Origin of the sequence: Mesorhizobium quangtriensis, from assembly GCF_040081925.1 — a bacterium.
Classification (GTDB): domain Bacteria; phylum Pseudomonadota; class Alphaproteobacteria; order Rhizobiales; family Rhizobiaceae; genus Mesorhizobium_K; species Mesorhizobium_K quangtriensis.
Genome location: NZ_JBEBMF010000005.1, coordinates 307,391 through 333,562, shown reverse-complemented (window position 1 = coordinate 333,562; position 26,172 = coordinate 307,391). Strand labels below are relative to the sequence as shown.

Annotated in this window: 32 protein-coding genes; 13 read left to right on the top strand and 19 right to left on the bottom strand. The window is 61.6% G+C overall.

The annotated features are described in order from the left end of the window. Positions 1–132: 132 nt before the first annotated feature. The 3 genes from ABMA32_RS24075 to ABMA32_RS24065 all read right to left on the bottom strand — a co-directional run bounded on the left by ABMA32_RS24075 (position 133) and on the right by ABMA32_RS24065 (position 1,696). On the bottom strand, positions 133–648 hold the full coding sequence (locus tag ABMA32_RS24075) for a hypothetical protein (RefSeq protein WP_349016277.1): 516 nt from the start codon (positions 646–648) through the stop codon (positions 133–135). 147 nt (positions 649–795) lie between these two features. Further along, on the bottom strand, positions 796–1,317 hold the full coding sequence (locus tag ABMA32_RS24070; RefSeq protein ID WP_349016276.1) for a hypothetical protein: 522 nt from the start codon (positions 1,315–1,317) through the stop codon (positions 796–798). Continuing rightward, the gene (locus ABMA32_RS24065) at positions 1,280–1,696 is read right to left on the bottom strand and encodes an ISAs1 family transposase (RefSeq protein ID WP_349016275.1); all 417 of its coding nucleotides are present in this window, start codon (positions 1,694–1,696) and stop codon (positions 1,280–1,282) included. The genes ABMA32_RS24070 and ABMA32_RS24065 overlap by 38 nt, the downstream gene beginning before the upstream one ends. A 167-nt stretch (positions 1,697–1,863) precedes the next feature. On the opposite strand from ABMA32_RS24065, the gene ABMA32_RS24060 reads away from it, so the two are divergent. The 3 genes from ABMA32_RS24060 to ABMA32_RS24050 all read left to right on the top strand — a co-directional run bounded on the left by ABMA32_RS24060 (position 1,864) and on the right by ABMA32_RS24050 (position 5,343). Continuing rightward, complete coding sequence (locus ABMA32_RS24060) at positions 1,864–2,553, top strand: hypothetical protein (protein WP_349016274.1); 690 nt, start codon at positions 1,864–1,866, stop codon at positions 2,551–2,553. Continuing rightward, on the top strand, positions 2,550–3,137 hold the full coding sequence (locus ABMA32_RS24055; RefSeq protein ID WP_349016273.1) for an RES family NAD+ phosphorylase: 588 nt from the start codon (positions 2,550–2,552) through the stop codon (positions 3,135–3,137). Before ABMA32_RS24060 ends, ABMA32_RS24055 begins: the two co-directional genes overlap by 4 nt. A 79-nt stretch (positions 3,138–3,216) precedes the next feature. Next, positions 3,217–5,343: a CHAT domain-containing protein gene (locus ABMA32_RS24050; RefSeq protein WP_349016272.1), complete on the top strand. Its 2,127-nt coding sequence runs from the start codon at positions 3,217–3,219 to the stop codon at positions 5,341–5,343. 99 nt (positions 5,344–5,442) lie between these two features. Here ABMA32_RS24050 and ABMA32_RS24045 read toward each other — a convergent pair whose 3' ends face one another. The 4 genes from ABMA32_RS24045 to ABMA32_RS24030 all read right to left on the bottom strand — a co-directional run bounded on the left by ABMA32_RS24045 (position 5,443) and on the right by ABMA32_RS24030 (position 8,061). Continuing rightward, the gene (locus tag ABMA32_RS24045; RefSeq protein ID WP_349016271.1) at positions 5,443–6,786 is read right to left on the bottom strand and encodes a ThiF family adenylyltransferase; all 1,344 of its coding nucleotides are present in this window, start codon (positions 6,784–6,786) and stop codon (positions 5,443–5,445) included. Then, complete coding sequence (locus ABMA32_RS24040) at positions 6,756–7,199, bottom strand: Mov34/MPN/PAD-1 family protein (protein WP_349016270.1); 444 nt, start codon at positions 7,197–7,199, stop codon at positions 6,756–6,758. Before ABMA32_RS24040 ends, ABMA32_RS24045 begins: the two co-directional genes overlap by 31 nt. Positions 7,200–7,303: 104 nt before the next feature. Further along, positions 7,304–7,759: a hypothetical protein gene (locus tag ABMA32_RS24035; RefSeq protein WP_349016269.1), complete on the bottom strand. Its 456-nt coding sequence runs from the start codon at positions 7,757–7,759 to the stop codon at positions 7,304–7,306. Positions 7,760–7,764: 5 nt separating this feature from the next. Beyond that, on the bottom strand, positions 7,765–8,061 hold the full coding sequence (locus tag ABMA32_RS24030) for a hypothetical protein (protein ID WP_349016268.1): 297 nt from the start codon (positions 8,059–8,061) through the stop codon (positions 7,765–7,767). 186 nt (positions 8,062–8,247) lie between these two features. Here ABMA32_RS24030 and ABMA32_RS24025 point away from each other — a divergent pair, with 186 nt between their 5' ends. The 5 genes from ABMA32_RS24025 to ABMA32_RS24005 all read left to right on the top strand — a co-directional run bounded on the left by ABMA32_RS24025 (position 8,248) and on the right by ABMA32_RS24005 (position 14,014). Beyond that, a complete protein-coding gene (locus tag ABMA32_RS24025) occupies positions 8,248–8,547 on the top strand; it encodes a hypothetical protein (RefSeq protein WP_349016267.1) in 300 nt (99 codons plus the stop codon). Continuing rightward, complete coding sequence (locus ABMA32_RS24020) at positions 8,544–9,692, top strand: ImmA/IrrE family metallo-endopeptidase (RefSeq protein ID WP_349016266.1); 1,149 nt, start codon at positions 8,544–8,546, stop codon at positions 9,690–9,692. The genes ABMA32_RS24025 and ABMA32_RS24020 overlap by 4 nt, the downstream gene beginning before the upstream one ends. 124 nt (positions 9,693–9,816) lie before the next feature. Then, positions 9,817–10,992: a hypothetical protein gene (locus tag ABMA32_RS24015; protein ID WP_349016265.1), complete on the top strand. Its 1,176-nt coding sequence runs from the start codon at positions 9,817–9,819 to the stop codon at positions 10,990–10,992. 317 nt (positions 10,993–11,309) lie between these two features. After that, positions 11,310–13,595, top strand: coding sequence for a heavy metal translocating P-type ATPase (locus tag ABMA32_RS24010; RefSeq protein WP_349016264.1), 2,286 nt, complete (start codon positions 11,310–11,312; stop codon positions 13,593–13,595). A gap of 80 nt (positions 13,596–13,675) precedes the next feature. Then, complete coding sequence (locus tag ABMA32_RS24005; RefSeq protein ID WP_349016263.1) at positions 13,676–14,014, top strand: YnfA family protein; 339 nt, start codon at positions 13,676–13,678, stop codon at positions 14,012–14,014. On the opposite strand, the gene ABMA32_RS24000 is transcribed toward ABMA32_RS24005, so the two are convergent. The 7 genes from ABMA32_RS24000 to ABMA32_RS23970 all read right to left on the bottom strand — a co-directional run bounded on the left by ABMA32_RS24000 (position 13,986) and on the right by ABMA32_RS23970 (position 19,398). Next, on the bottom strand, positions 13,986–15,080 hold the full coding sequence (locus tag ABMA32_RS24000; protein WP_349016262.1) for a flavin-containing monooxygenase: 1,095 nt from the start codon (positions 15,078–15,080) through the stop codon (positions 13,986–13,988). The two genes, ABMA32_RS24005 and ABMA32_RS24000, sit on opposite strands and share 29 nt — an antisense overlap. Further along, a complete protein-coding gene (locus ABMA32_RS23995) occupies positions 15,077–15,643 on the bottom strand; it encodes a L,D-transpeptidase (RefSeq protein WP_349016261.1) in 567 nt (188 codons plus the stop codon). The genes ABMA32_RS24000 and ABMA32_RS23995 overlap by 4 nt, the downstream gene beginning before the upstream one ends. A gap of 12 nt (positions 15,644–15,655) precedes the next feature. Next, on the bottom strand, positions 15,656–16,531 hold the full coding sequence (locus ABMA32_RS23990) for a peptidylprolyl isomerase (RefSeq protein WP_349016260.1): 876 nt from the start codon (positions 16,529–16,531) through the stop codon (positions 15,656–15,658). Between the two features lie 10 nt (positions 16,532–16,541). After that, on the bottom strand, positions 16,542–17,165 hold the full coding sequence (locus ABMA32_RS23985; RefSeq protein ID WP_349016259.1) for a DsbA family protein: 624 nt from the start codon (positions 17,163–17,165) through the stop codon (positions 16,542–16,544). A gap of 81 nt (positions 17,166–17,246) precedes the next feature. Then, complete coding sequence (locus tag ABMA32_RS23980) at positions 17,247–17,885, bottom strand: L,D-transpeptidase (RefSeq protein WP_349016258.1); 639 nt, start codon at positions 17,883–17,885, stop codon at positions 17,247–17,249. 168 nt (positions 17,886–18,053) lie between these two features. Continuing rightward, entirely contained in the window at positions 18,054–18,386 is a 333-nt protein-coding gene (locus ABMA32_RS23975) for a hypothetical protein (RefSeq protein ID WP_349016257.1), read from the bottom strand. Position 18,387: 1 nt separating this feature from the next. Beyond that, on the bottom strand, positions 18,388–19,398 hold the full coding sequence (locus tag ABMA32_RS23970; protein WP_349016256.1) for a murein L,D-transpeptidase family protein: 1,011 nt from the start codon (positions 19,396–19,398) through the stop codon (positions 18,388–18,390). 224 nt (positions 19,399–19,622) lie between these two features. Here ABMA32_RS23970 and ABMA32_RS23965 point away from each other — a divergent pair, with 224 nt between their 5' ends. Next, positions 19,623–19,814, top strand: a complete 192-nt coding sequence (locus ABMA32_RS23965) for a hypothetical protein (RefSeq protein ID WP_349016255.1) — start codon at positions 19,623–19,625, stop codon at positions 19,812–19,814. A 59-nt stretch (positions 19,815–19,873) separates the two neighbouring features. Next, positions 19,874–20,059: a hypothetical protein gene (locus tag ABMA32_RS23960; RefSeq protein ID WP_349016254.1), complete on the top strand. Its 186-nt coding sequence runs from the start codon at positions 19,874–19,876 to the stop codon at positions 20,057–20,059. On the opposite strand, the gene ABMA32_RS23955 is transcribed toward ABMA32_RS23960, so the two are convergent. The 4 genes from ABMA32_RS23955 to ABMA32_RS23940 form a co-directional block, all read right to left on the bottom strand. Then, positions 20,043–20,654 carry a transglutaminase-like cysteine peptidase gene (locus ABMA32_RS23955; RefSeq protein WP_349016253.1) on the bottom strand — a complete coding sequence of 204 codons (612 nt, stop codon included), beginning with the start codon at positions 20,652–20,654 and terminating at the stop codon, positions 20,043–20,045. The two genes, ABMA32_RS23960 and ABMA32_RS23955, sit on opposite strands and share 17 nt — an antisense overlap. A gap of 127 nt (positions 20,655–20,781) precedes the next feature. Next, entirely contained in the window at positions 20,782–21,243 is a 462-nt protein-coding gene (locus ABMA32_RS23950) for a DUF411 domain-containing protein (RefSeq protein ID WP_349016252.1), read from the bottom strand. Positions 21,244–21,257: 14 nt separating this feature from the next. Further along, a complete protein-coding gene (locus ABMA32_RS23945) occupies positions 21,258–21,872 on the bottom strand; it encodes an SCO family protein (RefSeq protein WP_349016251.1) in 615 nt (204 codons plus the stop codon). After that, complete coding sequence (locus tag ABMA32_RS23940) at positions 21,869–22,381, bottom strand: copper chaperone PCu(A)C (RefSeq protein WP_349016250.1); 513 nt, start codon at positions 22,379–22,381, stop codon at positions 21,869–21,871. The genes ABMA32_RS23945 and ABMA32_RS23940 overlap by 4 nt, the downstream gene beginning before the upstream one ends. Before the next feature lie 195 nt (positions 22,382–22,576). Between ABMA32_RS23940 and ABMA32_RS23935 the strand changes: the two genes are divergently transcribed. Beyond that, on the top strand, positions 22,577–22,990 hold the full coding sequence (locus tag ABMA32_RS23935; protein WP_349016249.1) for a MerR family transcriptional regulator: 414 nt from the start codon (positions 22,577–22,579) through the stop codon (positions 22,988–22,990). A 108-nt stretch (positions 22,991–23,098) separates the two neighbouring features. Here the strand turns inward: ABMA32_RS23935 and mntR are convergent, their stop codons facing one another. Next, on the bottom strand, positions 23,099–23,551 hold the full coding sequence (mntR, locus tag ABMA32_RS23930) for a manganese-binding transcriptional regulator MntR (protein ID WP_349016248.1): 453 nt from the start codon (positions 23,549–23,551) through the stop codon (positions 23,099–23,101). Between the two features lie 164 nt (positions 23,552–23,715). On the opposite strand from mntR, the gene ABMA32_RS23925 reads away from it, so the two are divergent. Further along, on the top strand, positions 23,716–24,831 hold the full coding sequence (locus tag ABMA32_RS23925) for a multicopper oxidase domain-containing protein (protein WP_349016247.1): 1,116 nt from the start codon (positions 23,716–23,718) through the stop codon (positions 24,829–24,831). Continuing rightward, entirely contained in the window at positions 24,828–26,039 is a 1,212-nt protein-coding gene (locus ABMA32_RS23920) for a ZIP family metal transporter (RefSeq protein WP_349016246.1), read from the top strand. Before ABMA32_RS23925 ends, ABMA32_RS23920 begins: the two co-directional genes overlap by 4 nt. Positions 26,040–26,172: the final 133 nt, after the last annotated feature.

Here is a 26,172-nt window from a genome sequence, read left to right as displayed (position 1 = left end):
AAGGCGCCTCGTCGATTTCGTCAGGGAACCGATCGTTCATGGCAGGCTCGCGAGGAAAACATCACAAGACTCATTCTCACATTAAGTAACAAAAGCCAACACACATTATCGAATAAACTGCCCATTCGCAAATTAAGTGCCGGCGTAAGCGTCTGAAATCATAGAGGCATGATTCTCATATTTAAGTGCCGAGCGACATCCGACAAACTGGTTCTTGTTCAGGACATATCCGGTGCGGCCGAGCGCGCGCCGGTCTAAGCCGAGCCAGTCATCCTCCTCGTCGCCGTAGGGAAAAACGCGGAAGCCATCCCGAAAGAGCAGAATCCCACTCCAGGTCTTCTGCAGGTCGCGAACATCATTGCGAGTACCGATGCCGTCGATTGCGGTGAAGTGGCGGCGATTGTACCAGTAACCTTCGAAGTAGAAGGGCCCAACGGAGACGAGCGCAGTCGATGGAATTTCTCCCGAGGTTCCGGTGAGGAGACCCTCAAGATCGGGCTCCGTGAGTGTTAAAACGTCGGACTCCCGCGGATGGGGGTAGCCGAGGTTGACCGCGTCCATTCGGACAAACAGCTCGGGCTTCCCTTCCTTGATCTCATATCTGCCTGTAAATGAGGCGTGGGCGGCTTCCAGAAGTGTCTTGTCCATAAAGTCGATCGGGATCCGCGTTCCGTTTCAGGGCGCGGCGCTCCCAGAGATCCCACATCGAGACAATCTGCCGCTTTGCTCTTGCGACGCCCACCACGATCTCGCCGGGCAGCGGCGAGATCGAGATCACTCTCAGGCCATGCGTGGTCAGAAGGGCGGACTGTTTAGCCTCGATGTCTTCGACGCGCAGACGGTCGCTGCCGACATCCCGGTCGGTAGGTCATCAGGGTCCGGCCAGTCAAATTGGCGGCCTAGTACCTCCGCGGCGCTGAGAACGGCATCGTCCGACGCAACGGCGAGCTGCCACTCATGAGAGGTCTCGGCACTGCGGACGTAGTGCTCTATGGCAAGACCGGGCAGCGCATTGTTCGCTTGGAAAGAGTCCGCCGCAAGGTCACGGATCACGGTCTTTTTTGGCGATACGATCTCGCAGATCATCGTAATGGGCACCGAGTCGAGCAGTTCACGCGCTCGGTCAAGCTGGTATCGAACAAGATTGAGCCCGGTGATGGTTACGATGTGCGGCAGAGCGTCGAACACCGAAATCGGGCTATCGAGAATGGCGATCCAATCCTCGGCGAGCTGATCGAAGATCGGGTGGGTCGAGCAGGGCAGGTAGGCGCCCGGCCGATCACGCTCGGCAAGTTGTGGCTCGCCTTGCCCGATCATGCGAGCGACGCACGGTTTTGCCATCGATGGCGACCACGTCCGGCGCGACGCCGGTCTGTTTGGCGACCCAGGCGGCAAAGCAGCGGCGGAACTGCTCGCAATCGAGCGAGGCCAGAATGTCGCCCAGATGGTCATGGCTGGGCGTGCCATAGCGAAAGGGCCGCAGACGACGCAAAACATCCAGCTTCTTGCGGCCGAATAGGGCAATGTCGCTGATCGACTCGGCCCCAGACACCACCGCGGCCAGGCACAAAAGCAAGACTTCCGGCAGAGGATAGCGCACTTTCATGCTTTGGCGCGGGTCCTCCAAAGCCTTGAAATGATCAAGAAAAACAACGCTCTCCGCTATCGCGCCATCCCTAACGCCTGGCTGCCCCATCGTCCGTATCCTCCAATCGAATCAGAAGACACCGACAGATTCAGCACTTGGTCCTCCTGTCACCTACAAAATCGACGTTAACTCACCCGATACCCCTGGATGTCAAGGTTGCTTAGGTTGACAAAGTTGCGTCTGACGCCATATTGTCTCATCAGGAGGCGACACCTATGGCAGATAAAGCGCAAGTAAAGGCACCAGCCGTCACGGCGAAGACGCGGGGCGCGGCGGTGCTGACAATGTTCACGATGAAGGGCGACCCCATCAAGGCGCTGTCCGGGTTCAAGCTGCCGGCCGGCGCGCACGTTGCGATTGTATCCGGGAGACCGGAGTCCGTTCGCGCGATCAGAAAGTCGGTGCGCGGTCGTGTGGCTCGCGTCACTGAGGTTGTCGAGCAGGTCTCGCGCCCCAACCAGGTCGAGCGCGAAGCCCTAGTGGACAAGACTGCATTTGAGCCCGATGCGCGCAGCCGCGCGATGCTTGAAGGTATCCGTATCGCACAGCAGGATCTACGCGACGCGGGCGGCGCCTATGATCTTGATGAGGTCCGCACCCTCATGCGCGGCGTCTCTCGGCAGGCGATCGACAAGCGAGTGCAGGACGGTTCCCTGATAGCCGTTCCCGGCCCGAGCAACCGTCGCAGCTACCCCACGCTGCAGTTCAACCGCGACGGCACTGTTGTGCCTGGGCTCAAGGCCGTTCGTGAGGCTTTGCAGACCAGCAATTCCTGGACGGTGCTCAACTTCCTTGCTCACCCCGATGTAAGGTTGAGCAATCGTAAACCCATTGAGCTGCTAAAGTCCGGCCAACTCGACCTCGTGCTTGAAGCCGCGAGGCTGCACGGTGAGCAGGGGGCGTGAGTGGGCCGCTCCCTCCCGCAGACCTGAGCGCGCGTGTACCCCAGCTGGCGAACCTACTGGCAGGGCAAGAAATTCACCGTTTCTACACGGCTAAATGGGACCCGCTCTTCTTCGACAGGTCGCGCCAAGGGCGATTCAACGCTCCCGATGCCTCCTATGGGGTTCTCTATGCGGCAAAGGAGACCGGCGGCGCGTTCGCCGAGACATTTTTGCGAGTTCCCGGGCGCACGCTCATCGATACGGACCTCCTGCAGCGGAAGGCGTATGTTCGCCTCATCATCGAAAGAGATCTGAAACTGATCCAGCTTGCCGGGCCCGGTCTCGCCCGCGTTGGCGCAACCGCCGAGGTGGCACACGGAGGTATCCCTTACGATGTGCCGCAGGCGTGGTCGATCGCGCTGGCCCGTCACCCTATTGGCGCTGATGGCATCGCCTACCTTGCCCGGCATGATGATACTGAACTCTGCTATGCACTGTTCGACCGATCTGCCGATGCCGTTGCGGAGTCGGCACGCGAGGTCGATCTCGATCAAGATTGGTTCTGGCGGATCGCCGAGCGCTATGGAGTCGGCCTAGCTCCATAGGGTCAGCGGTCGTGTGGCACCGGCAGGAGCGCGATTGTCGACGTCCCTTGGTCGTCGCAGAGAAGGGGCATTGATAGGGATGAAGCTCTCGGAGGCCTATCCACTTACCCACGCGGCGTACCCCGCCCTTGCCCCCTGGGACGAGGACTTCGATTGGCTGACCGGGAGCGTGGCGATCAGCGACTTCCTGGTGCGGGTTCAGCAACGGCTAATTGAACAGGGCGACGAGCAGATGCTTGCATTCGCGGCATCCGTGCGCGCTGACATTATCGAGCAGACTGCCCGGGCGCCGGATGAGGCCACCGCCAGCTGTATCGACTGCGTCAGGTTCATCGCGGCCGTGATCCCTGCCCAACGAACGCTCTCGTCAGGTTTGCTGGGGGACTGCTACGGCTGGGTGCTCTGGGGAATATCCCGAACGCATGATCCGGCGGCGAGGGTAAACAATGCAAACTACGCCCTGCCTCCATATGAAGGCGCGCCGAACGAACTCAACGAAGCGGTGCTGCCATTCGTGGTGGACTGGATCCGCGTGGCTTACCTCCTCGCTCGAAAATTCGGCGGCCTCGACAACCATTGCCGGGATTTCTTCGATTACTCCGCGCGCGTCGTCCTGATGGCCCTGGCGAACGGCGACCTCCGCGCAGGAGTGGAAGCGACGATGGCGATGGCCAACTGGGCTGCCACACGGGCCCATCCCGGCGCCGAGGTTCTGACCCGATCGCTGTTCGAACTCGCGCAGCAGGATTTCGTTGACGCGGAAACGAAGGCGCGGATCGAGATGCTCTTCTTGACGCATGCGGCGCAATGGACGGATCGCACGCCGGTAGAGTGGGCACGGCATCTGCTGGCCACTCGAAGGGAGCATCTCAGGGAGCACGAGACTTTCCAGGCAATGGCAGTGGCGACCGACGATCTAGCGTCGTGGACGGCGAACAGGACGGACATCCTCGCCGAGATCCGTCGCCTCTCTAGCTCTTACCATGCAGATGCGTCACGAGCTGAGGCCTTGATCGCTCTCGAATCTCGCGCCTCGATCCTGATGCCGTTGATCTATTGCCTCACGAGAGTGGGGTCGACCGAAGATATTTTGGACGTGCTTTGGGAATGGTACGGGTCCCCGGACTGGCAAAGAGGCGACGCCAATGTTCTCTTCGTGTGCCCGAACCACAGTGATGGTGTCGCCTATGTTTGGCCAACGGGACGCTGGTTCGCGCCACATGCGGACATAGGCGGCAGCCTGGAGAACCTTCTGGTCGGCATATCGAACGCATTGTCGGACTACTTTCGAGGCCCCGCAGGCGACCGCATCTTGGATCTCGACGGACGCCGGGCCGGCATACCCGCATTCGAGAACGGCCAGGCCCTGGTCGAGGCCGTCGAAGGCCATTACCAGCTCCGCGGCCTGGCGGAACAGCTGCCGCAAGACTTCACACCCAGGTCCCTCGTCGTGCTGCCTGGCCATCGCGATCCTCTCCAGGGTCTCTTCCAGCTCGCGACAGGCAGGTTCGCCGCCCTGGAAGCCAGCCTGGCGACAGCAGCAGAGGACAGATCGATCGAGGTCCTCAGCGTTTGGCCCGGCGCAACCCAGCTCACCGAGCCAGAGGTCGAGTGCCTTCGTGCGACGGCGCTGGCGAGCGGCTGGAGATTGAAGGTGCGCGAGGGCCGATTGGACGCGGTCGCCTTCAAGGAATTCTACGAGGATCCGGAGGCCGATGTGCTCTGGGTCATCGGGCACGGAGAGCAATCGCCCTACAGCGTTTACGAGAGCGGCCTCGTCATGGGCGACAGCGATCTGCTTTCGATGCCTCATCTCGCATCGTTTGCTGTTCCTCGCACCGGCCGACGCCTTCTGGTGCTCAATGTGTGCAGCAGCGGATCAGCGCAGACCATGGATGGAATGGCACGGATCGGGTTAGCGCAGGAACTCTGCTCACCCCACCAGCAGGTCATCGCCCATCTTTGGCCGATCGACTATTACGCAGCTCTCGCCTTCGGCTGCTCGTTGGCGAGCCGGCTGAGGACCGAGCCGGTGAAAGTCGCTTTTCCCTCCGCCACCAATGCAATGCGAAACCAGGACGCCCTTCTCCACGAACTGGAGAGCATTGCGCCGGGGCTGTCGGCTGCGGAACGATTGGCACACGATCACGTGGCGGCGATACTCGACAATATTCTTTGCTGGGGATGCCCAGCGCTTTTCACATGATCTCGTTGCCGGCCGTCGGCCCAGCTCATTTCTTGCCCAGTTTGTCTTCGACCTTCTTGCGCCCATCGCCTACCAACTTTACGGCGGACCGACTTCCGCCTAGATTGCAAACTTGGCGTAGCGCGAGCCCGCGATTGCGGCTTTGTGCACGCCTTTGTGGCGACCCTCGCATAAGCAGCCGGTACGGTGCGGAATCGACGTACCGACCAAAAGCGGCTGTTCCTTCAGGCCGAGCATTACCCGTTCAGCCGAGAACGGGTAGCCGGGAGAATTGAGTTTCAGCACCTCTGCTGCGGTCATTAGTCCCGCGGCGAAGGAGAGGAAGGGGAGCGCCGCATCGGGGCGCTTTTCCTCGACGGTTGTCTGGTGCGCGGTGGGTCCATCCGTGGCGCAGGTAGTGAGAGCGAATTTTTCGTCGGGCGGAAACATACAGAGCGAACACGCTTTCGCTCCAGGCACGTGTCGCATCAAGGTCGCCTGCCAGTTCCGACCGGTGGTGGCGTAGAGCTGGACCGGCGGAAATCCCATCTCGATGTGGTAGCGCACATTGAATTCGTTGGCCGCCGAGATCAGAACGTCCGTGGCACCGGTCTCACGGAGATTCCACAACGCTGACTGATGCAAGGCGACCGGGTCGTCAGCCACGTCCTCGACACCGGCCCCGCGTAGAAAGGCGGCGACGGCCTCAACCTTGGCCAGATCGATCTTGGCATCGGCATCGGTGAAGATGGGCGAGCGGGTAATATTGTGGATCCCGACACCGTCGGGGTCGATGAGGATTGCGCGGAAGTCTCTCGTTGCAAGCGCCAGAAAGTAATTGGCGGCGGACCCCACTGAGCCGAGCCCTGCAGTCATGACGTGGCCGAGCGAGATCTCGACCGGGGAGAATTCCACCCGCTTGGGGACATCGGTCCAGTCCCAAGCGTTGCAAGCGAAGGACTCGGTCATGGCGCCGAAGCGGGTGCGGAACAGATGCGCGGCACCCAATACCACGGCCAGCGCCGCGCCGATTCCCACATCCGATTCGATCGGGGATAGCGGCGACGGCCCCGTACCAGTGTAGGCGTTCCACCCAGAGCCGTGGATGACAGTGTTGTGGCCGTCGGGTCCGAGATGGAAGCGGAAATCGCCTGCGGTCACTTGGCGTGTGCCGTAGCTGCCGAACGGGTCGGCGGTTCTCATTCCATCAAGGGCATGCTCGACAAGCGAACGGCCGGCCCATGGAAGGCGCGGGTGGATAGGTATGTCCGGGAAGCCTACCTGCACCGAGGGTGACAGCCGTCCCAACAGGTTGCAGGCGACGAGCGCTGCCACTTGCCCATCGTAACTGGCGAGGTAATCGGGCGACGCGGTGATCGTGACGACCTGCGTTTGGTCGAGTGGCGACGCGCCGTAGCGAAGCATGCGATCGTTCAATCGGTCGTAAAACTGTTGCTGGTCCATGGCCCGTCTGCCGGAATGATAATGATGTCGTCGTCCGAAAGCTCGATCCAGCCGTGCGGCTTCTGCCACAGATAGGCGGCGGCGCCAGCCAGCGAGGGCAGATACCGCCCATATCCAGGCAGCACGATTGAGGCGTATCCCGGATAACGGATCTTGGCACCTTCGACATCGCCATCGCTATGGTAGGCTTGGCCCGGATGGGTGTGGACCTGGGCCACCACCTGCAACTCGAACCGCGCCGCCGCCTGCATGCAGGACACCATGGCGCGAGGCGGAACATGAAAACTGCCCGCCGTCGTCCGCGCCTCGGGCGCGAAGACCGCTACGGCAAGAGTGACGGCACCGTCGGTCCGGCCGAGCAGATAGGCGATCCCCTCATGCCGCTGCTGCTGAGACCGGACCAGCGCGGCCATCAAGTCTTGGAGCGCATCCGTGGTCACCAGCAACCTGGCCGGCTGTGGCGAAATTGGAATGCTCTTCGGCTTTCGGCCGAGAACACGCTTGAGCCAACCGGGGATCATGCTGCCAGCCTGCCTTCGTAGCTCTTCATCAGTTCGCAGGCGATACGCAGGGCCATGGCACCCAAGGTGCGGCACGCCCTCGTATATGCGTTGTTCTGCCACGCGCCGATCTGCCAATCCGAATGCGGTCCGCGGGAGTCGACCGTTTTATAGGCGAGGCGATTCCATGGCGCGCAGATCACGCCGTTACCGTGCAGGAAATTGCCGCCGCGCGGCGTATCCGGCCGATTGTCGATCTTGCCGGTCGCCGGGTTGAACCAGTGCCAGGCAGGAGGCATGGCGGGGTAGCCGTCACACCTGACGCGCAGGTGGTAGGTCAAGCCGTCCTTGGCCGGGAGCCCGAGGACGAAGGTCAGGTCATCGATCTGCTCGATCGACCAGCCCATAAGACTGGCATTCTCCTTGAGCGCGTCGAGTTCGACCTTCACCAGCAGGGCAGCGGGGGTGCTCACGATGATCAGACCCCGGAACCAGTGGCGACCAGCGTCAACTTGTACCTGCCCTTCTTGAGCCCGAAGCTCACCAGCGGACGGTTGACAGGCTCGAGGTGGACGTCCCCGTAGTAGAGCTCGAAGGCGTCCCCTTCGGCGAGGTCGCGGTCCTTCACCACTTCCTTGATCACTTTCTCCACCTTGTCGTTCTTGTCGAACGTGCCGCGGAAAACGCCGTTCGGTGTCGCGATCTCGAGCACGACATCGTCGTCGGTATGACCCTTCCCCGAATTCTCGCCGGGGCTTTTGTTGTCCTGAGACATTCGCCAACTCCATTGTTGTCGCCCCGAATCTGCGCAGGGGAGGGCGGAGCAAACCCCTTGGCCCCAGCGTCGTTGCATGGTAGTCCCACTTCTGGGAACACTGATTCCGATATGGCATAGCGCGAGGTCAAGTGCAATAGTCGTCCCACATTTGGGAACCATTTTGTGTTGGAGCCACGGTTTGCCATGAAGCTGATAGGGATATCGAGATTGCGCGAACTTGCGCGTCGTGCCCGTGGCAACCTTGATGGAGCAGTACCGGCGCTCGTTGCCGAACTTGAGGCCGGGTCATGGCGTTCGATGGCTGAAATCGCGGAATTCTATCCGTCAGCCCTGATCAAAGGCATTAAGGTCCGAATCCCACTCAACGGTGACTATCGGGTCGATCTCGTCGCTGACTGCGAGGCGCAGATAGTTCTCATCGAATATGCGGGTGCGACTACTGCGGCACGCGCCACGCACAAGACAGGGAGCAAGGTAATATGACAGTTCGACCTATACGCACTGAAGAGGACTACGAATCGGCACTCAAGCGTGCCGCTGCGCTGTTCGGGCACAAAAGCCCGAAGGACCGCGACGAGCTCGAAGTGCTGCAGGCCGTCATCGAACGCTGGGAGCGATCCCGGCATCCCATTGAGGCACCGACGCCTGTCCAAGCGATCAAGTTTCGCATGGCGCAGGAAGGATTGTCACAACGCGATCTGATTCCATACCTTGGAAGTAAGTCGCGCACATCCGAGATACTCAATGGTCAGCGACAGCCCACGGTTGATCAGATCAGAGCACTACATCAGCATCTAGGCATTCCCGTCACTTCGCTGATTGGCTCGTCAAAGCACGAGCCTGCGGCCGGTGCGTCGAGCACCTCGATAGCGGCCGAAGGAAAGCTCCGTAAGCTTGGCGTGATGAAAACGAAGGAGAATCTCGCCGGCTTCTTATCGCGTTCGAGGGCCTCTACTCCGGCAATCGCCATGTTGCGCAAGACCAGGACTGAGCGCACCAACGCCAAGACGGACATGGCGGCACTCGAAGCATGGTGCGCAGCAGTATTAGTTCGCGCAGAAAAGATAACTATCAAAAAAGCTAAGATCAGCGATGCCGAGAAAGCAGCGCGGCAACTGGCGCAGCTGAGCCTCTTGGCTGACTGGCAGGATCAGCTCGTCGCCGCGCTACATCGTATGGGAATAATATTGGTCATACTGGAGCACCTGCCAGGAACATTTCTCGACGGGGCAGCGATGTGCCGCGGCGATGGTGTTCCGGTGATTGCGCTAACCCTGCGCCACGATCGATTGGACAATTTCTGGTTTACGCTATTGCACGAGTTTGCCCATGTGGTTCGTCATTTGACCCCTGATCGACAGGTTATTCTGGACGATCTGGACGTGGCGAGTTCGGAAGCCATTGAAGCGGAAGCGGATTCGATTGCACGGAACGCTCTTATCCCTCCCGCCACGTGGAAGGGGATCAATAAGGACAGCAGCACTGAGGAGGTGCTGGAAGCGGCGCAGAAAGCTGGCGTGCATCCCGCGATTGCCGCCGGCCGCTGGCGGTTCGAACATTCGGACTATCGTCGTTTCTCCAAGCTGATTGGTCGGGGCGAGGTGAAGACCGCTTTCATGCCTGCCTAGACCTAGTCTCCGCCGGTGGCGCGTGGCTCTCATTCAAGCCTAGCAACCGGCGCGCGGCTAACTGATTGGTGGTGGTGCCGACGCTACTCTTCAACGTTTGCCAGCGACAGCCTATCCTGTGCGCATGACGCTTGAAGACTTCACCACAGAGCTCAATGCCAACACGTTCTGGAAGGAATTCACGTTCTCCGAAACGAGATTCTTCCCTCGTCCGAAACAACAGGTCGAACTGGCGGACGGGATCGTGAAGATCGGATCATTGGCCCTAGTGTTCCAGCTCAAGGAACGGACTGCGGAGACGTCGGACCCGGAGGCCGAGCGACAGTGGTTCCGGAGGAAGGTGCTCCGGAAGGCGACGAATCAGATCAAGGGTTCAGTGCGGTACTTGGCCGAGCACGACGAGATTCGTCTTACAAACGCGCGGGGTCACGAGATCGCGGTGAAAGGGGCCGACCTCCAAGACGTCAAGAAGATCGTCGTCTTCCGTCCTGGGCGGTCGCTGCCGGCGGACTGCTGGGAGACCAAGTTCCACGTTTCGGCCACCGCTGGTTTCATCCACATCGTGGCCGCGCACGACTACCTGGGAATATTGGACAAGCTGCGTGTCCCCGACGACGTGCGGCTATATTTCGAATATCGAGAGTCGGTCTTGCCGCAACTTCGGGAGGCCGGCGTGGTCGTGGAAGAGCCCGACATCATGGTCGCGTTCCTGTCGGAGACGGACTTGCCGGAGCCTGGATCGATCGAGAAGTTGCGCGCCTTCGTGCAGGACCTTGGCGGGTTTGATCTTTCATACATCATGCGGGACCTCCAAAGTCACATCGTCAATCCTGACAGTAGCACGGACTACTACCGGATCATGGAGGAGTTCGCTCGCGTCCCGCGATCCATCTGGCGCGAGTTCAAAAGGCGCCTTGTCGTGTCCCTCGAGGCTAGCAAAGCTGGAACACCTCGTCGACCATTCAGGTTCGCGTTCCCGATGACCGATTGCACTTTCATGGTCGCAAGTATGGACCCCGACTGGCCAGTCATTGGCGAGGACGGGATCAGGATGAGAACGAATGCAGTGGAACTGTTTACCCAAGCGGCGAAGTACGATCTGAAAACTCGGATCGGCGTTGGGCTGCTGATCTCCAAAGATGGCGACCACTTCCTGCTTGACTGGTGCCTCATAGACGAGCCCTGGTCGGCCAACGCCAAGCTGGAGGATCTACTCTCGACGCCACTGTTCGGCCCTGCTCGCGAGAGGGTGGTGGACAGCTACCACTTCCGTGGCGACAACGCCGATCCCGGTACTTAAAATCTCCCGTCGGCGTTGGATTCGTGGTCCGGAGTAACCAGCCGACTTCTGCGTCAGGTGCTGATCTCCCTGGCAGTCATTCGTGGCAAAGCCGGCGCGGGTCTGGGTTTACTCTCCCGCGCCAAGCCTCTGGACCGCAGCCGAGTGACCCCTTCTGGCGCGAAGCTCAAGGCGGTGAGAAACCAGACTTCTATGCGACGATGTTCACGCTTCGTGCCTCAAAAGTCGCATAAAGGGCAGAGCGGAACAACTCGCTTGCATCTCTAGTGCCTAGAGGAATTAGGGTCGCGAAAATCAGGTCCTTTCGAGAGTCAGCCATGTCCGCCACCGCCCAGAAGACCCGTTTCCGCATCGAAGGCATGGACTGCGCTGGTTGCGCGGCCAAGATTGATAAGGTTGCGCGACGAACTCCTGGGGTGAACGACGTCATGGTGTCCGCCACGGCGGGCACGATGGTGGTCGACCACGACGCCGCAGCCGACCTCGACGACATGGCGAAGCGGGTCGCGAGCTTGGGCTACGGGATCGTCGGAGACGCAAGGCGCGGCAGCATCGGCGCGGCCAAAGCGTCGTCCACGATTCCTCCGGCTCCCGGCCATGACCATGGCGACGATGCCGGCCAGGATCACGGATCGAAGCGCAAGTACGATTCGGGGCCTGCTGCGGCGGCTAAGGCCGCACCCGAGATGGCTGATCTTCATGGACACGACCACGGTACGGATGACGGCCTTTGGTGGGAATCGACCAAGGCGCGCCTGACGATTGCGTGTGGCGCGGCTCTTGGGGCGGCTTTCGTTCTGGTGCAGTTCTACCCGGCGTCGGACCCTTGGATATTCATCGCCGCGATGGCTGTCGGGCTGATCCCCATCGCGCGTCGCGCGGTCATGGCGGCGGTGAATGGCATGCCGTTCACCATCGAGACGCTGATGACCGTCGCCGCGATCGGCGCGGTATTCATCGATGCCAGTGAGGAGGCCGCTGCGGTCGTCTTCCTGTTTCTCGTCGGCGAGCTGCTCGAAGGCGTCGCCGCTGGTCGGGCGCGGGCGAGCATCAAGGCGCTCGCCTCGCTTGTGCCTAAAACGGCGCTGCTCGAACGCGATGGCAAGACCATGGAGGTTCCCGCTGAAAGCCTCGCGATCGGCTCCACCATTCTCGTCCGTCCCGGCGACCGGATTCCTGCGGACGGGCTGATTCACTCCGGTCAGACATCTATCGACGAATCGCCGGTGACCGGAGAATCGGTTCCGAAGCCGAAAGGTCCGGACGACCAGGTGTTTGCGGGCACGATCAACCAGGACGCCGCGATCCGCGTCAAGGTGACGGCGGAAGCGCAGGACAACACGATCTCGCGCATCATCCGCCTGGTCGAGGAGGCCCAGGAGACCAAGGCTCCCACGGAGCGGTTTATCGACCGCTTCTCGAAATACTATACGCCGGGCGTGATGGTCGTCGCCGCCCTGATCGCCCTCGTCCCGCCGATGGCATTCGGCGGCGACTGGAACGAGTGGGTCTACAAGGGCCTCGCGGTGCTGCTGATAGGTTGCCCCTGCGCGCTCGTGATATCGACGCCGGCGGCAATTGCGGCCAGTCTTTCGGCGGGCGCGCGGCGCGGTATGCTGATGAAGGGCGGAGCCGTGCTAGAGCAGCTTGGCAAGATCACCGTCGCGGCGTTCGACAAGACCGGCACGCTGACGGAAGGCAAGCCGAAAGTCACCGACATCATCGGCGCCGAACGGAGCGAGGCGGATACCCTGAAATTGGCAGCCGACCTGGAAACCGGGTCGTCCCATCCTCTTGCCACGGCCATTCTGGCCGAGGCGAAAGCGCGCGGAATTCAGCTGGGTTCCGCCACGGACTCCAGGGCCATCGGTGGCGAGGGCGTGGTCGGCAAATCAGGCGAAATCGATCTTTTCCTCGGATCGCCGCAGGCGGCCGAGAAGCGTACCTCGATCCCGCGCGACCTCATGGCCCGTATCGTTGCGCTGAACGATGAAGGCAAGACAGTCTCGGTGCTGGTCGCGGATGGTCGGCTCGCCGGGCTGATCGCCATGCGCGATGAACCGCGCGAGGATGCGAAACGTGGCATCCAGGCGCTGGCAGATCTTGGCGTGTCGGCTGTGATGCTGACGGGAGACAACAAGCGCACAGCTGCGGCCATTGCCGCGGCGCTCGGGCTGGAGCCCAAGGCCGAATTGCTGCCGCAGGACAAGCAGCGCATCGTCGGCGAATTGCGCGCCGCGGGGCAGACGGTGGCGAAGATCGGCGACGGCATCAATGACGCGCCAGCGCTGGCCGCCGCCGATGTGGGGATCGCCATGGGCGGCGGCACCGATGTTGCCCTGGAGACTGCGGATGCCGCGGTGCTTCACGGCCGGGTGATGGACGTGGCCGGCATGGTCGCGCTGTCCCGCGCGACCATGTCGAACATCTGGCAGAACATCACCATCGCGCTTGGTCTGAAGGCGGTGTTCCTGGTGACGACCGTCATCGGCGTCACAGGGCTATGGCCTGCGATCCTGGCGGACACAGGGGCGACGGTGCTGGTGACCGCGAACGCCATGCGGCTGCTGGGCCGGAAAGGATTGAAGCCGGCAGAGGGCTAGTTCCGATCAACATTTTGCGAAGGCACGAGCAAGCCTTCGTGACCATTGGCTGCTTCCACCCGACTCTGAAATACATAAGCATGCCAAGCGTTTTCAGCACATCCCTGATTTTCGTCGCGGCCGCGCTGGCGGAAATCGCCGGATGCGTCGCCTTCTGGGCGTGGCTTCGTCAGGGCAAGTCGATCCTCTGGCTTGCACCCGGTGTCGTTTCGCTGGTCCTCTTTGCCTACCTGCTCACCCTGCTTCCGAGTGATCATGCAGGTCGAGCCTACGCGGCGTATGGCGGCATCTACATTGTCGCATCGCTTTTCTGGCTCTGGGTGGCGGAAGGTCAGAAGCCTGATGTGTGGGACATTGCAGGGGGATCGGTGGCCATCCTCGCGGCGCTGCTCATTCTGTTCGCTCCGCGCTCGACGTAGGGTCCAATTCTATATTTCTGGAACGAGCCTTCAGGGCATCGACGATGACCGCCGCATCGTCGCCCGCACCCATCACCAGCGCGGAGGCGCGGTTGCGCTGCCACGGCCGCCCGACGAAGTATAGTCCTGCGACGGGCGAGACGCCGGATCCGTGCAGGAAGCGCCCTTGGGGATCCAAGGCGCCTGGTATCTCGATCCACGCCGTTTCGTCCCTGTAGCCGGCCGTCCAGATGACGGCAGCGACTTCGGCCTTACCATCATCCGAAAATGTAGCGGTCCGCTCGTTGGCTTGAACCAAGCGCGGCACAACGCGGACGCCTGCCCGCCGCAGGCTCTGCAGGTTTCGATTTCTGTCGGGAAACGGATCGGCGCGACGCATCATGCGCCCTATCACCGAAGTGGCGGAAACCTTCATCAGGCCCAGGAACCCCAGCCACCACCACATGCTTCGGCCAAGGATGCGTTCGGGAAAGAGCTTCCGGGGTTTTCCCGTCGCCAGCCACACCGTTCGCAAACCGGCAAGTTCCATCGCGATATCGCGCCCGCTTGCGCCATCGCCGACCACGAGCACGTTTCCAGGCGGTATCTGGTCCGGACCGCGGTAGCTGACGGCGGTCAGGTGCAGGACGCCTGTCTCGAAGTCGTGCGCCAGAGGTGGAATGATGGGTGTCTGAAACCCGCCGGTTGCGATGATCACATGGCTCGCCGGAATCCTCCGTCCGTTCTCCAGCGCGGCCTCGAATCCCTGGTGAGACTGGCCGAGCGACGTCACCTTCGCATTCAGCGTGACACGAATGTCGAAGCGTTCGGCATAGGCTTCGAGATAATCGGCGAACTCATCCCGTGACGGGTAGCCGTCGAGGTCGCCGGGCATGTCCATGCCGGGCAACGCGCTGAAGGCGCGGGGGGTGAACAGGGTCAGCGACGCATAGCGGCTCCGCCAGCTATCCCCGATCCTCTTGCCCGCGTCGACGATCTCGAACGGCAATCCCGCCCGCTTGAGATGATAGCCCGCGGCAAGGCCGGCCTGTCCGGCGCCGACGACGAGGACAAAGCGCGACGTCACGGCAGCACGATCACGCTCGTACCCACCGGAACGCGCTCGTACAATTCCTCGACATGCTCGTTGAGCATGCGGATGCAGCCATTGGAAACAGCGCGCCCGATCGTCCAGGGCTCAGTCGTCCCGTGGATGCGATAGAACGTGTCACGGCCGTCTCGGTAAAGGTACAGCGCCCGCGATCCGAGGGGGTTGCCGCGTCCGCCCTTCATGCCGCCGGCATATCTGGCGTATTTGCCGGGATCACGTTTGATCATGTTCGGTGTCGGCGTCCACGAAGGCCATTTGGCCTTGCGCGCTATTTCCGCGGTTCCTGACCAGGCCAGCCCCGCCCGCCCGACCCCGACGCCATATCGACGTGCTTTGCCCGCGACTTCGACAAAATAGAGAAACTTGTTGCGCGGATCGACCACGATCGTGCCGGACGCAAATTCCGGATCGACGGTGACCGACTGGGGCTGGTATTGCGGATCGAGCGCAAAGGTCTTGTTCGGCTTGTGCGCCATCGCCACGCCCGGCGCAGTGCCCACGCCGATAAGTCCGAATACCACGAACCGTCGATTGATCATGGTCGGGCTGCCCTACTCGGATCCATGATCGTGGCCGTCATCCGCGGCGGGCGGCGCGACATCCGGCACGAGTTTCTCAACGGCTGCTCCGGTCCGAACCTCGGCCATGATGGCCTGGGTCGCCGCCTGCTCCAACGATGTCCTGATCTGACCAGCCAGCGCCTCGAATGGAGCCGCAGGGCGTGTGCGGCGCTCCTCAAGCTTCAGGACGTGAAAGCCAAATGCACTTTTGACCGGCTCCCGCGTGTAGGTCCCCGGCTGCAAAGACGCCGCCGCTGCGTCGATCTCGGCCATGGACTGTCCAGAAGCCAGGTAGCCCAGATCGCCGCCTTCGGCTTTCGACGCCTCGTCCGCTGAGCGCTCGGCCGCGAGTTCGGCAAAATCCTTGCCGCCTTCGAGCGCAGTGATCACGTCGCGCGCCTCTGCTTCGCTCGCGAGGAGGATATGGCGCAGGCGCAACTCCTCAACAGGTGGAATTCTCGCGAGTTGGTCGTCATACGCCCTTCGCACAGCCGCGTCGTCGACGCGTTTGGCGACCTCGCCAGCCAGGAAGACAGATCGTAGCGTCTGCGACTCAAAGAATGCTATCTGGCGCTTGTAGGCGGGGTCGTCATCGATGCTTGCCGCCTTCGCCGCTTCCGATGCGAGACGGAGCGCGATCAGTTCGTCTACGAGGAGCGACAGTCGCGCATCGTCGGGCATGCTGCCCAATTGATTGGCATACATTTCGGCCGCGACCGCGACGTCGGCGGCCGTGATTTCAACGCCGTTGACGCGCGCCACGACCTTGTTCTCTTGTGCGCTGGCCGGGCTTGCCGACATGGATGCCGCAAGGAGAACGACTGCAAAAGATGTCCGCCGGAGGCGTGAGAGTTCTGTCTTGATCATCGCCTGGCTCCTACTGTGCCACGATCATCGGATCGACGATCTCGCTGAACTGTTCGATTGTGAGCGCGCCCTTGTGCTTCTGGCCATTGATGAAGAAGGTCGGCGTGGAATCGACGCCGTATGTCTGGCCCTTCAACATGACGGCCGTCACCTTTTCGAGGAGAGCCTGGTCACTGAGACAGGCTTCGACCGCGCCGCCGCTCATGCCGGTCATCCCCATGATTGACTTGAATGCAGAGGTAGCGTCGGCAACGCGCGCCCACTTGTCCTGACTGCGATAGAGCAGATCGATCGTCGCGTACCATTTGTCTTCGCCGGCGCAGCGCGCCAGCATGAAGCCGCCCGACGCCCGCGGGTCGAATGGGAATTCTCGCATGATGAAACGAACTTTGCCTGGATCGACGTATTTTTCCTTCACCGCCGGCCAGGTCTCTACATGGAAGGTCCGGCAGTGCGGGCAGGTCATCGAGGCATACTCGATCACGGTCACCGGCGCGTCAGCCGCGCCGAAGGACTGCTCGGGCAAAGGGCCGGCCTTCAGCAGGTCCTCGGTTGTCGGCGCAGGCTGTGCGGCAACCCGCATCGGGGTGAAAGCGAGGGCGCCGGCCCCAGCAAGAAAAAGACGACGTTTCATGATTGCTCCGTGCTTTGAGCCAAGGTCGTAAGACCTCTAGCGACTTGAGATACAAGGGGATTCGACAGCATTTGACCTCACCTACCGCACGACGATCGGCGTTCGATCTGGCACCCGGTCGTAAAGATCGATGATGTCCTGATTCATCAGCCGAACGCAGCCGCTCGAAACGGCTTTTCCGATCGTCCAGTATTCGGGCGTTCCGTGCAGCCGGTAGAGTGTGTCGACGCCGTCCTGGAAGATGTAGAGCGCACGGGCGCCGAGCGGGTTGTCGAGGCCCGGTGGCTGCCCACCTTTTGCGGCGCTCCACTTCGCGAGTTCCGGTTGACGAGCAATCATCTCGTCCGGAGGCGTCCATTTGGGCCAGACCTGCTTCCACTGGATGAGTGCGCGACCCGACCACTCGAAGCCGGCGCGTCCGAGACCGACGCCGTAGCGCAAGGCCTGCCCGCCCGGCCTGACCAGATAGAGATAGAAGGATCGCGTATCGACGACGAGGGTACCGGGCATTTCGCCGGTGGGATCGTCGACAAGGCGGCGATAATATCTGGAGTCGACTTTCGACAGATCGACGGCTGGGATGGGAAACTGTTCGTCAGGCATCGCGCCGTACATGGTCACGAACGACGGGTCGACTGCCAGCGCCGCAGGCGTGGTGATTTCGAGCGGCGCGGTGGTGCAGCCCGCCAGCGCGGCAGTCGCACATGCGCTGGCTCCCACCAGGAACTGCCTTCGGCAAAGTGAAGAGGAAATTGATGCGGTCAAAGAACTTCTCAACACTGGAAAGACAATGTGCTCGCGAAGGGCGCTGCCCCGCGAGGACGGACTCAGTCACACGATTCGCAGCCCCGGCATGGGGACGCAGATCGTGGCTGCGGTGTTGAACAACTATTGGGGCGGAGGTACGAAAACGCGCCCCGGCTCGGCGGCGAGCGCAGGCTCCGAGCCGTAGGCAGGCACGCCGGTCATCATCCGCTGGTTCGGACAATTCGCGTCCACCGAGGTAGACGGGTGGTCGTGGCAGGGCGTCGCGTGCGAAGCCTGAGCACGCTGATCGTCCCTCTCGTCCGCGGCGCCATCGACAGCAAAAAGGACTTCAATTGCGAAGGATTCCTTCCAGCACTCGCCCCCGTCAACGCCCCGTACGCCTGTAGCCGCAACGATGTTTGCCGCGAAGAGCAGGAAGGTGAGCGCAGCAAGGCAGAGCCGGACCATGCGCATCCTACCGCTCCGCCTCGGGATCGTGCGGGTCGGCGAGTGCCGCGTCGGGTCTGCTCACAGGCACCGAAGACAGCGATGTTCGCCTGGACAGGGCTTGCACACCGTTCCGCTCCAGCAGTCGGCGAAACGTAGGATGCATTCCGCCATCGGAATAGGCGTGCGCGGAGAGCGCGGTTCCCGACGACACGAGGGCTTCGATCGCACGCTCGTCAGCTTCGCGCCGATCCGCTATCGCCGGATTGATTGGAACCGCAGATGGCGGGCATGCGGCCAGGGGATCGTTGGGCGCGACTTGCGATCCTTGCGCGAAAGCGTATTGCCGTCCACAGTAACCAACCGTGGGCTGACGCCTCGTGACCTCGAAGAGGTCGTAGCCCTGCTTGAGGTTCACCCAGAACGGATAGCTCGGGTCGTTGCGGTTTTTGGCCATGTTCCCGGCGGTCATCCGGAAGGGAAATGCCTGGACCTGGAACGACGTCTGCCCGCCGCGAAGAGCTTCGCGACCGACAGCGTAGATTTCCGCCACGCCCTCGTCGGTCAAGGCGTAGCATCCCGACGACGAACACGCCCCGTGGACCATCAACGCTTCGCCTGTATGACCAAGGGCCGCTTCCAGCCTGTTCGGGTATCCGAGATTGAAGGACAGGTAATACTGGGACGCGGGGTTCAGCATGCTCGCGGTGACGTGGTAGAACCCTTCGGGTGCCTGCCGGTCGCCGTCGCGGGTCTTGGGCCCGAGCTTTCCGGACCAGCGGCACATCGGATAGGTCTTGAGAAGCGCGAAGCGACCCGTCCTGTCGCGCTTCCAGATTTCGAGTTCGCTCTCCTGCTTGAAGATGCGCACAAGAATCGGATCCCGCGGCGACATGGCTTTTCGGCTCATCTCGCCGACAAGGCTTGCGGGAATGGGCTGGATCGCCTTGCTGTCGACGTCGAGCGTTGCCGACACGCAGCCGGTCACCAGCAGTGCGAGAAGCAGTAGCCCAAAAAGTCTGAATTCACGACGAAACAATGAATGATTCCAACCCGACGATTTGATAGGCACACAGCCGATCAAGTCAGTGCCTATACCATTCGTGCAAGAATCGTTCATCAAGATTAAGGCGAGGTTTCGATTTCAACGCGCTCTCGGGGCAATTGATCGCATCGGAAGCAGTGGATCAGGCCTTTGTTCAGTCAGGATGTGGCGGCAAGGCCGTCGCACCATGTGACCCAGGTTGCGAATGAAGGCATCCAATGACCGAAGCGATCCCGCGGCTGACGACCGAAGAGTCCCGAGTGGTGATGCGGCGCCGCAAGCGCGGAAACCTGTTGCTGCTGCTTGTTCTGTCCGGCTTCGTCGGCGCGATGTTCGTGCTGAGTGTCACCCATATGCAGATGGAAAGCGGACAGGCCGCGTCCGACGGAGGAGCGATCACCGACCAGTGAATGGCGTGCCTTCCACAACGGTCCCATAGTTTCGGCATGAATCCTGGGGAGTGCATGCCTTGGCGCGTTTCGGTTGCTTCCTGTTCGCCTCTTCCGGCGCCTACGTGGCGCTCGCGACGGTGTTCCGACTGTATTGTCTTGTGGGCGGGCACAACATGATGGAAGCGCTGTATGGCGGGTTCGCGACCTATGTTCTTGCGCTAGCGGCCGGTGTCGAAGCCGCATTCTTCATGGGCGATGGATGAACCTGCCCCAGCCCGACACCAGGCTGACCCAGGCATTGGGGTCGGTCTGGGACTGCCGCTTCAGGAAATAAATTTCGGCATCCTTCCAGAGCAACACACGCTGTTCGACGTTGTCGAGAACGAAGTCGCCCAGATCGGTTACAACCGTCAGCACCGCGTGTCCGCCACCATCCGCATCCTTTCCCACGGTCATCAGCAGCGCACCGAGTGGATATCCCATCTCGTTCAACCGCTTGCGCTTCTGGAGGGCGTAGTCTTCGCAGTCGCCGACGACACTGGGATATTCCCAGCGCTCCTCGACGCCGAAGATCTCCTTGTCCGTGAGCGGCGCGACCGCAGCGTTGACCTCATTGTTGATCTGGATGATCTCCTTCCAGCGTTCCTGTGTCAGGCTGACGGAGGAACCGTCGGCCGGTCGCGCGCACCGCTCGCTGTAGCGCTGGCAATATTCGTAGTAGCCGACCGGGATCGTCGTTCGGCCGAACGTTTCCATGCTGGACGCCGCAGCCTGCGTCGGATTCAGATGAAGCGCATTGGCGTTGGCAATTGTGCACGAAAGCGCGAGCGCAACCGCGCTCAGGATGGATCTGACCATGTTCCCACTCTCCCCAGAGTTGACTGGGAGACACTACGGGGAACAGGTCAAAACCACGCGAAATCAGAGGCTTAGATTCGCATCAAAGACGATTCGATTGCCGACGAACGCCGAAAGAGTGTGGAAACTACTCCACCGCCGCGTAGGATTGGAACACCGAGGTCGTGCCGTCCTTCTTGATCAGGAACACGTCATAGGCATCGCGGCTGTCGCCATATTCCATGCCGGGCGAACCCACCGGCATGCCGGGAACGGCGAGACCGATCGCGTCCGGGGCTTCAGCGATCAGGCGCTCGATGTCTTCCACCGGCACGTGCCCCTCAATGGTGTAGCCCGCGACCTTCGAAGTGTGGCAGCTCGTCATCTCCGGAGGGATGCCGCTTGCGACCTTCATCTCGATCAGGGTGGCCATCGGCAGGTTTCGCGCTTCCACCACATGACCCCTCGCTTCGAGCCGCTTCACATAGGCGACGCAGCATCCGCAGGATTGAGTCTTCGCGAGATCGAAACGCAGAACCTCGGCGGAGGCAATGCCGGCCATCGCCAGCGTCAACGCCGCCGCCATCATTCCGGATCGCAGGATACTCATCGTTGGTCCTCCATTCATTCCACGAGACGCCGGATCTTCTGCAGGGCGACGTCGCGATCCTCATGCATGTCGATCGTTCCGGAGAAATCGCCATCGCGGTCGAAAAGAAGCACGCCCGCCGTATGATCCATCGTGTAGTCGCCTCCGCCCGTGTCCACCTTCTCGTAGTAGACTTTGAACGCCTTGGCGAAGCCCGCCAGTTCGGAAGGTTCGGGCCGAAGGGCGACAATACGCGGATCGAATGACGACATGTAGAGCTTGAGATTCTCGATCGTATCCCTTTCCGGGTCCACAGAGACCAGAAATCCACGCAGCTTGTCCGCCTCGGGACCGAGCGCGTCGAACCAGGACGACATTTCGGCCAACGTCCTCGGGCAGATGTCGGGACAGTTGGTGAAGCCCATGAAGACGAGCCAGCCCTTGCCCGCATAGGTCTTTTCCGTCACCGTCTCGCCAGTATGAGCCGTCATCGAAAATGGCCCGCCGATCTTGGCGGTAGCGCCAGAGGTAGCGTCTTGGGCTTCGCTGCCGAAAGGCGCGCTTCGCCCGAAGCCCCCGAGCACCACGAGGACCGCGAGACACACCGCCACCATCGACCAGATGATCCAGCGAAAAGTCGTGACGTTCATTCGTTGCCACTTCCGTCTGCTTCGCCATGGTGATGGTCGATGGTCTTTCCGGCCGGGGCGAGCAGGCGGGCGCTGCTCGCGATGCGGCTCCCGTCCTCGAACACCAAAGCGATCGGTACGGCGTCTCCCGCCGCAAGTGGTCCTTTCGGATCGGAAATCATCAGATGGATGCCGCCACGTTTCATTAGTAGTTCGGAATGACCGGGAATCGGGACGGGACCTGCGACGGGCCTCATGCGCGCCACGTCGCCGGTGACGATGGTGTTGTGGATCGAGATCGAGCCGAACATGTGGCTCTCGACTGACACCAGCCCAGCTTGGGCGCCGGTACCGTTCCAGATGGCGAGGTAGCCGGCCATCATCATTGCACCAGGCGGCGACAATACGATCTCGGCATGCTCGACAGCGATCTCCTGATTGCCGCGATCATGCGAGTCCTGCGCCCACGCTGCCGTTGTCGAGATGCAAAGTGCGAAGAGGGCAGTTCCGTTGATCGTGGTTCTGTTCAAGTCGGTTTCCTCAAGCGAACGAATTCATTTTTGACAAGCATACGACCTCAGGCTGGGTGAGGTTCAAGTCACGAGTTCGAAGGATTGCTCCTCATGCCGTTCATAGGGCGCGACAAAATCGCGCCGTTGCCGCCGATTGCCAGGAACAGTAATCTATAGTCACTATAGATGTTGAATAGATGTGGAGCCGAAAACATGCTCACGATTGGCGATCTGTCGCGCAGAACCGGGGTGAAGGTGCCCACAATCCGGTACTACGAACAGATGGGCCTGATCGCCCCTGCAGAACGGTCCGAAGGCAATCAGCGCCGTTATGGCCGGAGCGAAAGGGAGCGCCTGTCCTTCATCAAGCACGCACGCGATCTCGGCATGACCATCGAGTCGATCCGCGAGTTGATTGATCTCAGTGCGCATCCGGAACGGCCATGCGATCAGGCGGATCGGATCGCCACGGAGCAGCTGAAGTCCGTGCGTGATCGAATCGAGAAACTCAGGCGCCTCGAACACGAACTTGAACGCATTTCGACCCAGTGCAGCGGCGACCAGATCCGCGACTGCTACGTTATTCGGGCGCTCGCCAACCACGATCTTTGCGAAAGCGAGCACTGACGACTTGGCAATTGCCAAGCGCGCCTGCGGGTGCCGCAGGCCGCCCGTCGGTAACGGCAAGCTGTGAGGCTCCAGGCGGCTGAGGATCTTCCGTCTCGCCTAAATCGTTCAGGCTCCACGCAGCAGAAACGCCCGAAACGCATCCAGCGTTTCGGCGCTCACATGGTGCTCTATCCCTTCGGCGTCGATCCGCGCGGTTTCCGGACTGATCCCGAGGGCGCAGAGAAACGACTGGACGATTTGATGCCGCTCGCGGCTGACGTGCGCAAGTTCCTTGCCCGCTTCCGTCAGGAACACGCCACGGTAACGACGCTGCTGGATCAGTCCGTCCAAGGCGAGGCGCTTCAGCATCTTTGCCACCGTCGGCTGCGCGACGCCCAGCCGCTGCGCGATCTCGACCTGGCGCGCCTCTCCGTCATGATCGATCAGATCGGCGATCAACTCGACGTAGTCCTCGACGAGTTCCGTGCGCCTGTTGCTGCGCGTTTGCCGAAAGCTTTCGACATGTGTGCCTGCGTCGACAAGCGAGACAGCTTCCTCGGTAGATGGTCGATCGTGCATTGGGACAGCCACTTCCGCGATCACTCGGTCTATATCATAGCCGCGGCTATAGGTCATTCCGACAACGGCAGCACGGCGAAAATCAGGCCAAGGTCAGGATATAGCAATTGCTATATTTCAGGTGCTGTGCTTTCCTTGTTCGCAATGGCTAAGGGAAGTGACTCATGAAGCGCTGGTTGCCGTTCGACCTGGGCCGCCGAGGATTTCTCGGAGCGGGGCTTCTCGCCGCCGGAGGGGCGGCACTCTCCAGCCAAACTGCGTCCGGCCAAACGGCCCATCCGGCCGGTCATGGCGCTGCGAGTCCTGCTACAGGTGACGTGGCGGTCCCCGCCCACCGCATGGCGCATGGCGCGATGATCACAGTGGGCGACGTGGACGACACCCGCAACGGTTTCGATCCGACCGCTATGCTGACGGACTGGGATACCGGGACCCTATCCACTCTCCCCGACGGCAGGCCACTGCGCACATTCGAGGTAACGGCCGAAGACAAGGAGATCGAAATTGCTCCAGGAGTGATGTTCCCGGCCTGGACCTACAACGGACGCGTGCCTGGGCCGGCGTTGCGGGCGAAGGAGGGCGAGCGGCTGCGCATCGTGTTCCGCAACTATGCCTCGCATCCCCATTCGATGCATTTCCACGGGATCCATGCGGCACGGATGGACGGAATACCGGGCGCCGGATTGATCGGACCTGGCGAGGAGTTCGTCTACGAGTTCGATGCCAAGCCCTTTGGATGCCACCTCTACCATTGCCACGCCCTTCCGCTGGCCCGGCATATTCACAAGGGCATGTATGGTCTATTCGTCGTCGATCCGGATCCCGATCGTCATCCGGACCTGGCCCAGGTCGCGCGGTCGCGCCTCCTCGGCACGCCCGAGAACGCCGGCTGGCAGGAACTGGCGATGGTGATGAACGCCTTCGACGGCGAAAACGAGTTCTACGCCTGCAACACGATCGCCCATTGCTACGCCAAGAAGCCGATCAGGATCGTCAAGGACCGCCCGGTCCGCATCTACCTCGCCAACGTCACCGAGTTCGACCCGATCAATTCCTTCCATCTGCATGCGAACTTCTTCGACTATTTCGACCAGGGCACGACGCTGACGCCGACGCTAAAGACCGTCGATCTCATCATCCAGTGCCAGGCGCAGCGCGGCATCCTGGAGTTCACCTTCGCCGAACATGAGCCGGGCCTCTATATGTTCCACGCCCACCAGTCGGAGTTCACCGAACTCGGGTGGATGGGCATGTTCGATGTCGTCGAGGCCGTGTCATGAACGAACACCTCACCACCGAACGGCTTGAAGCGATTGCTCCCCGGAAACCGCCACCGGTATGGCAGACCGCGCTATGGGTGCTTGCGCCGCTTCTAGTGCTTGCCGCCGCCGTGTGGTGGCTCGTCGCCACCAACCCGCTTGCCCGCTTCGACAATGGTGCGCCGCCGGTCGAATCCCTGACCATCGAGCGGACGATCCTCGACAACGATGGTTTGCGTCTCTTGGTGCGGGCCGGCGGCTCGGAACCGATGAGGATCGCGCAGGTCCAGGTCGACGCGGCTTACTGGGGGTTTGCACAGGAGCCCGCTGGAGCGATCGAGCGCGGCAACACTGCCTGGATCAGCGTGCCGTTTCCGTGGGTGATCGGCGAAGCCCATCTTGTGACCTTTGTCACCAATACGGGCGCAACGTTCGAACACGCCATCCCGGTTGCCGTGGCGACGCCTTCGGTCACCTCGGGCAATCTGGTATCGCAGGCAATCCTTGGCGCCTTCGTGGGCATCCTGCCTGTCGTCGTCGGACTGATGTTCTATCCGGCCCTGCGAGGCGCTAGACCGGCGATGATGGACTTCCTGCTGGCTTTGACCATCGGCCTGCTCGGCTTCCTGGTGGTCGACACGCTGGAAGATTCGTTCGAGTTTGCGTCCCGGGCGGCCGCGATCTTTCAGGGCCAGGCGATGGTCGTGTTGACGGCCGCTTCGAGCTTCCTCCTGCTGATGGCCGTCTCCCGCAGGCAGGGCCGTCCGAGCGGCCTGGCTCTTGCGACCTACATCGCGCTCGGCATCGGGCTGCACAATCTCGGCGAAGGTTTGGCGATCGGCGCCGCCTTCGCCGCCGGTGCCGCCGGGCTCGGAACGTTCCTTGTCATCGGCTTCACCCTGCACAACATCACCGAGGGCATCGGCATCGCGGCGCCCATCCTGAAGGTGCGTCCGCCGCTCTGGACCTTCGCGGGCCTGGCGCTGCTCGCGGGCGGTCCGGCGGTGCTCGGCATCTGGATCGGCAGTCTCGCCACCGCTCCACATTGGTCCGCGCTGGCGCTGGCGATTGGCGCCGGCGCCATCCTTCAGGTCATCGTCGAGGTCGGCGCGCTACTGATGCGCAACCGCGGCGGAGGAAGCGCCGTCTTCGGATCGCTCCCGGTGCTGTCGGGCCTCGCACTGGGCGTGGGCTTCATGTACGTGACCGCCATGCTTGTGAAGATATGACGTATTCGCCAAGCAGGCAGGCCTGACGGTTTTCGCCAACTCGCGATGTCGGTGCGAAGGTTTTAGGCTTCCGTGGCCTGATCTTCGAAGCGGCAGAAATACGTGGTGCGCGCGACCGTCTTTCCATCGAAAG

What these genes read in the sequence shown, in the direction of transcription:
- ABMA32_RS24075 (WP_349016277.1), bottom strand. Translation starts at nt 648, where the DNA reads ATGGACAAGACACTTCTGGAAGCCGCCCACGCCTCATTTACAGGCAGA.
- ABMA32_RS24070 (WP_349016276.1), bottom strand. Translation starts at nt 1,317, where the DNA reads ATGATCGGGCAAGGCGAGCCACAACTTGCCGAGCGTGATCGGCCGGGC.
- ABMA32_RS24065 (WP_349016275.1), bottom strand. Translation starts at nt 1,696, where the DNA reads ATGGGGCAGCCAGGCGTTAGGGATGGCGCGATAGCGGAGAGCGTTGTT.
- ABMA32_RS24060 (WP_349016274.1), top strand. Translation starts at nt 1,864, where the DNA reads ATGGCAGATAAAGCGCAAGTAAAGGCACCAGCCGTCACGGCGAAGACG.
- ABMA32_RS24050 (WP_349016272.1), top strand. Translation starts at nt 3,217, where the DNA reads ATGAAGCTCTCGGAGGCCTATCCACTTACCCACGCGGCGTACCCCGCC.
- ABMA32_RS24045 (WP_349016271.1), bottom strand. Translation starts at nt 6,786, where the DNA reads ATGGACCAGCAACAGTTTTACGACCGATTGAACGATCGCATGCTTCGC.
- ABMA32_RS24040 (WP_349016270.1), bottom strand. Translation starts at nt 7,199, where the DNA reads ATGGCCGCGCTGGTCCGGTCTCAGCAGCAGCGGCATGAGGGGATCGCC.
- ABMA32_RS24030 (WP_349016268.1), bottom strand. Translation starts at nt 8,061, where the DNA reads ATGTCTCAGGACAACAAAAGCCCCGGCGAGAATTCGGGGAAGGGTCAT.
- ABMA32_RS24025 (WP_349016267.1), top strand. Translation starts at nt 8,248, where the DNA reads ATGAAGCTGATAGGGATATCGAGATTGCGCGAACTTGCGCGTCGTGCC.
- ABMA32_RS24020 (WP_349016266.1), top strand. Translation starts at nt 8,544, where the DNA reads ATGACAGTTCGACCTATACGCACTGAAGAGGACTACGAATCGGCACTC.
- ABMA32_RS24015 (WP_349016265.1), top strand. Translation starts at nt 9,817, where the DNA reads ATGACGCTTGAAGACTTCACCACAGAGCTCAATGCCAACACGTTCTGG.
- ABMA32_RS24010 (WP_349016264.1), top strand. Translation starts at nt 11,310, where the DNA reads ATGTCCGCCACCGCCCAGAAGACCCGTTTCCGCATCGAAGGCATGGAC.
- ABMA32_RS24005 (WP_349016263.1), top strand. Translation starts at nt 13,676, where the DNA reads ATGCCAAGCGTTTTCAGCACATCCCTGATTTTCGTCGCGGCCGCGCTG.
- ABMA32_RS23995 (WP_349016261.1), bottom strand. Translation starts at nt 15,643, where the DNA reads ATGATCAATCGACGGTTCGTGGTATTCGGACTTATCGGCGTGGGCACT.
- ABMA32_RS23990 (WP_349016260.1), bottom strand. Translation starts at nt 16,531, where the DNA reads ATGATCAAGACAGAACTCTCACGCCTCCGGCGGACATCTTTTGCAGTC.
- ABMA32_RS23985 (WP_349016259.1), bottom strand. Translation starts at nt 17,165, where the DNA reads ATGAAACGTCGTCTTTTTCTTGCTGGGGCCGGCGCCCTCGCTTTCACC.
- ABMA32_RS23975 (WP_349016257.1), bottom strand. Translation starts at nt 18,386, where the DNA reads ATGCGCATGGTCCGGCTCTGCCTTGCTGCGCTCACCTTCCTGCTCTTC.
- ABMA32_RS23965 (WP_349016255.1), top strand. Translation starts at nt 19,623, where the DNA reads ATGACCGAAGCGATCCCGCGGCTGACGACCGAAGAGTCCCGAGTGGTG.
- ABMA32_RS23955 (WP_349016253.1), bottom strand. Translation starts at nt 20,654, where the DNA reads ATGGTCAGATCCATCCTGAGCGCGGTTGCGCTCGCGCTTTCGTGCACA.
- ABMA32_RS23950 (WP_349016252.1), bottom strand. Translation starts at nt 21,243, where the DNA reads ATGAGTATCCTGCGATCCGGAATGATGGCGGCGGCGTTGACGCTGGCG.
- ABMA32_RS23945 (WP_349016251.1), bottom strand. Translation starts at nt 21,872, where the DNA reads ATGAACGTCACGACTTTTCGCTGGATCATCTGGTCGATGGTGGCGGTG.
- ABMA32_RS23935 (WP_349016249.1), top strand. Translation starts at nt 22,577, where the DNA reads ATGCTCACGATTGGCGATCTGTCGCGCAGAACCGGGGTGAAGGTGCCC.
- mntR (WP_349016248.1), bottom strand. Translation starts at nt 23,551, where the DNA reads ATGCACGATCGACCATCTACCGAGGAAGCTGTCTCGCTTGTCGACGCA.
- ABMA32_RS23925 (WP_349016247.1), top strand. Translation starts at nt 23,716, where the DNA reads ATGAAGCGCTGGTTGCCGTTCGACCTGGGCCGCCGAGGATTTCTCGGA.
- ABMA32_RS23920 (WP_349016246.1), top strand. Translation starts at nt 24,828, where the DNA reads ATGAACGAACACCTCACCACCGAACGGCTTGAAGCGATTGCTCCCCGG.